Raw genomic sequence first — 3174 nt, forward strand, 5'->3', positions numbered from 1 at the left:
CCGGCGCCCCGACCGCCGACGCCGCTCAGGCCGCTGCCGACACCGCCGCGACCGCCGCCAACACCGCTGCCGACGCTTCGGCCGCTGCCGCCGCTGCCCCGACCGATGCCGCTGCCGACAAGGCTGCCGACACCGCCAAGGCTGCGGAAGACACCGCCGAAAAGGCGAAGGACGCTGCTCAGGAAGCCAAGAAGTAATCACTTCTCGCTTTTTGCAGTCCTGAAAGAGCCGCTGGTCCGCCAGCGGCTTTTTCTTTGCCTGGCGTTTGCCGGGCAGCGCGGCAACGGCGCCACCAGCATGCCGGCACAGCGTGTTCCCGGAGGGCGGCGTACCTCGCGCGAATGCCGCGCCGTCGTCCGTTGCTGACGTCGCCTCGCAAGCGTGCGTCCCCGCACACAGGATTCGTCCGCGCCATTGCGTCGTCCACGCGTAGCGCGTATGCAAGCGCGACGCATGACCCGCACGACGCGCCGCACCGCCGCCCGCGACGGTCGATGCGCACCGCTTCCACGCGCCATGCACGTGCGGCGCGTACGCGCCGACGCCGCACATCCGCACATCCGTATGGCCCGCATGCGACGGCAGCCGCGCGCATCGCAGTGCCTGGCTCCCACCCCACGGCGCCTCCCCCACCATCGACAGCGCCTTCCTGAACACTGCCCCGCGCCACCGCTTCGCCTTGACGCAGGCTGCATGCGCGTCCGCCTAGGCTGCGCCGCGTCACCCACCCGTGGACGGAGAAGCCGCATGAACAAGACCCCGATCGTGGCCCTGCTGGGCGCCCTCGCACTGGCCGGCTGCCAGGGTCCCGAATCGCAGCAGGCACAACGCGACGCCAAGGTCGCTGCCGAACAGACCGGCGAAGCGGCCAAGGAAGCCGCCGGCCAGGTCGCGCAGGCCGGGCGCGAGGTCGCCGCCGACGCGCGCGATGCCGCGCACCGTGCGGCCAACTCCGATGCCGTCAAGGATGCCTCGGCCGCAGCCAAGGAGATGGCGGCCGATGCCAGCGAGGCGACGGCGAATGCGGCGCAGAAAGTCGCCGACAAGGCACGCGAGAACGCCAACGAAGATCCGCACAACGGCGACCGCGAGCAGCATTGAGTCATTGGCCGTCCCCGTGCATGCGGGGGCGGCCTCTGCCGCGCAGCGCGTGCCGCGCGCTGTGCCGGCAGGGCGTCTTTTGTGACGCCGGTCCAAGGCGTTTGCGGCGTCACAGTAGACTTTTGCGATGCCGATTCTCCAACGTGTGCGGGCCAGGACCCGTCTAGCCCTGCTGTTCTCCGCCGCGGTCTTCGTGCTGATCGGCGCCGGCGTGTTCTACGGCGCACAACGCGCCATCTCCGACGCCGCACGCGTCGCGCATACCCACGAAGTGCTGCGCAACATCGACGAGGTGCAATCCACCTTGCTGATGACCGAATCCTCGTTGCGCGGCTACGAGTTGACCGACAACCAGGCCTATCTGAGCCTCTACTACGACAGCGCCGAACGCGTGCCGCGGCAGTTGGCGCAGCTGCGCAAGCTGGTTTCCGACAATCCCGTGCAGATCGCCAACATCCAGGTGCTGCAGCAGTCGATGGACACGCGCCTGCGGCAGATGCGGGAGATGCTCGCGGTGTACCAGCGCGACGGCCTGCAGGCGCTGCGGCAGGCGATGGCGCCCAGCGTGTACCAGAGCTCCAGCGCGGTCCGCGATCAGGTACAGCAGATGACCGACGTGGAACTGCAACTGCTGCAGAGCCGCGACACCTCCAACCAGCGCAGCGCCGACATGCTGCTGGTGCTCGCCCTGGCCGGCATCCCGTTCGGCCTGGGCAGCGTCGGCGTGGTGTACGCGCTGCTGCTGCGCGAACTGCGCAACCGCAGCAACGCCGAGCAGGCCGCCTCGGTCGCCAACGAGAAGATGGAAGCCAGCATCACCGAGCTGGAGCGCACCAGTGCCGACCTCAACGCGCTCAGCCGCTATACCGGCCTGCTGCAGAGTTGCGTGGAGCCGGCCGAGGCACTGACGGTGACCGCACGCCTGCTCGCCGCGCTGATGCCCGACGCCGGCGGCAGCGTCTATCTGCTGCGCGCCTCGCGCGACCGCGCCGAGGAAATCGTCAGTTGGGGCGAGCCGCCGGTCGGCAGCGAGCCGGCCGTAGCGCCGCAGGACTGCTGGGCCTTGCGCCGCGACAAGAGCCACTTCGTGCATGCGCAGGGCCACGACTCGGCCTGCGCGCATCTGCGCGAGGATCCGTACGCGGCCGGTGCCAGCACCGCCTGCATCCCGTTGTCGGCTCAGGGCACCCAGTTGGGCTTTGTGTTCCTGGCCGGGCGCGGCACCGGTCCACTGCCGCGCATCGCCATCGCCGAGGCCGCCGCCGAGCAGCTGTCGCTGGCGCTGAGCAACCTGCGTCTGCGCGAGTCGCTGCGCCTGCAGTCGATCCGCGACCCGCTCACCGGCCTGTTCAATCGGCGCTACCTGGAAGAATCGCTCAACCACGAACTGGCCCGCTGCGGACGCCGGCAGATGCCGCTGTCGCTGCTGATGCTGGACGTGGACCATTTCAAGCAGTTCAACGACCTGCACGGCCACGGCGGCGGCGACGCCCTGCTGGCCGCGGTCGGGCAGATGCTGTCGACGCGGCTGCGCGGCGAGGACATCGCCTGCCGCTACGGCGGCGAGGAGTTCACGGTGATCCTGCCGGAGACCGGGCCGGAACAGGCGCAGGCCATCGCCGAACAGATCCGCAGCGCTGCCCAGCAATTGAGCGCGACCGTGGACGGCAAGGCGCTGCCGGCGGTGACCATGTCGATCGGCGTGGCCAGCTATGCGCGCGACGGCGTGGTCGCCACCACCCTGCTGCGCAAGGCCGATGCGGCGCTGTACCGGGCCAAGCGCTGCGGCCGCAACCAAGTGCAGGCCTACGACCCGGCGCTGGACGGCATGGGCTGAACCGGCGGCGGTCGCGGTCGTGCCGCGGTTTTGAAGAAAGCGTCACAAAATCGACGCGATAGAGCGGCGATAGTCGCGCTTCCCCCGACTGGAGACGACAGCCCATGTCCATCTGGAAAGACCAGGGTCCCGCGCGCAAGGATGGCCTGCCGCCCGTTCCCGGCAACGGCGCGTTGCCGCCGGAGCCGCGCCCGCCGGGCGATGCCGCCCCGGGCGAACCGCTCGCCGCGGTCGCG

General features: G+C 70.1%; 3 protein-coding genes. All 3 read left to right on the forward strand.

Going from position 1 to position 3174, the window contains the following annotated elements; genetic code table 11:
• Positions 1-197 (forward strand): hypothetical protein (locus tag D183_RS0107215; protein WP_017908415.1); only part of this gene is annotated, 197 nt, incomplete at its 5' end.
• A 550-nt stretch (positions 198-747) separates the two neighbouring features.
• Positions 748-1101, forward strand: a complete 354-nt coding sequence (locus tag D183_RS0107220) for a hypothetical protein (RefSeq protein WP_017908416.1) — start codon at positions 748-750, stop codon at positions 1099-1101.
• Positions 1102-1228: 127 nt separating this feature from the next.
• Positions 1229-2938, forward strand: coding sequence for a sensor domain-containing diguanylate cyclase (locus D183_RS0107225; RefSeq protein WP_026144273.1), 1710 nt, complete (start codon positions 1229-1231; stop codon positions 2936-2938).
• Positions 2939-3174 lie beyond the last annotated feature (236 nt).

This window comes from Xanthomonas sp. SHU 199, from assembly GCF_000364665.1.
GTDB lineage: Bacteria > Pseudomonadota > Gammaproteobacteria > Xanthomonadales > Xanthomonadaceae > Xanthomonas_A > Xanthomonas_A sontii.

Coding starts and splice junctions, on each gene's coding strand:
- D183_RS0107225 (WP_026144273.1), top strand. CDS start 1,229: ATGCCGATTCTCCAACGTGTGCGGGCCAGGACCCGTCTAGCCCTGCTG.
- D183_RS0107220 (WP_017908416.1), top strand. CDS start 748: ATGAACAAGACCCCGATCGTGGCCCTGCTGGGCGCCCTCGCACTGGCC.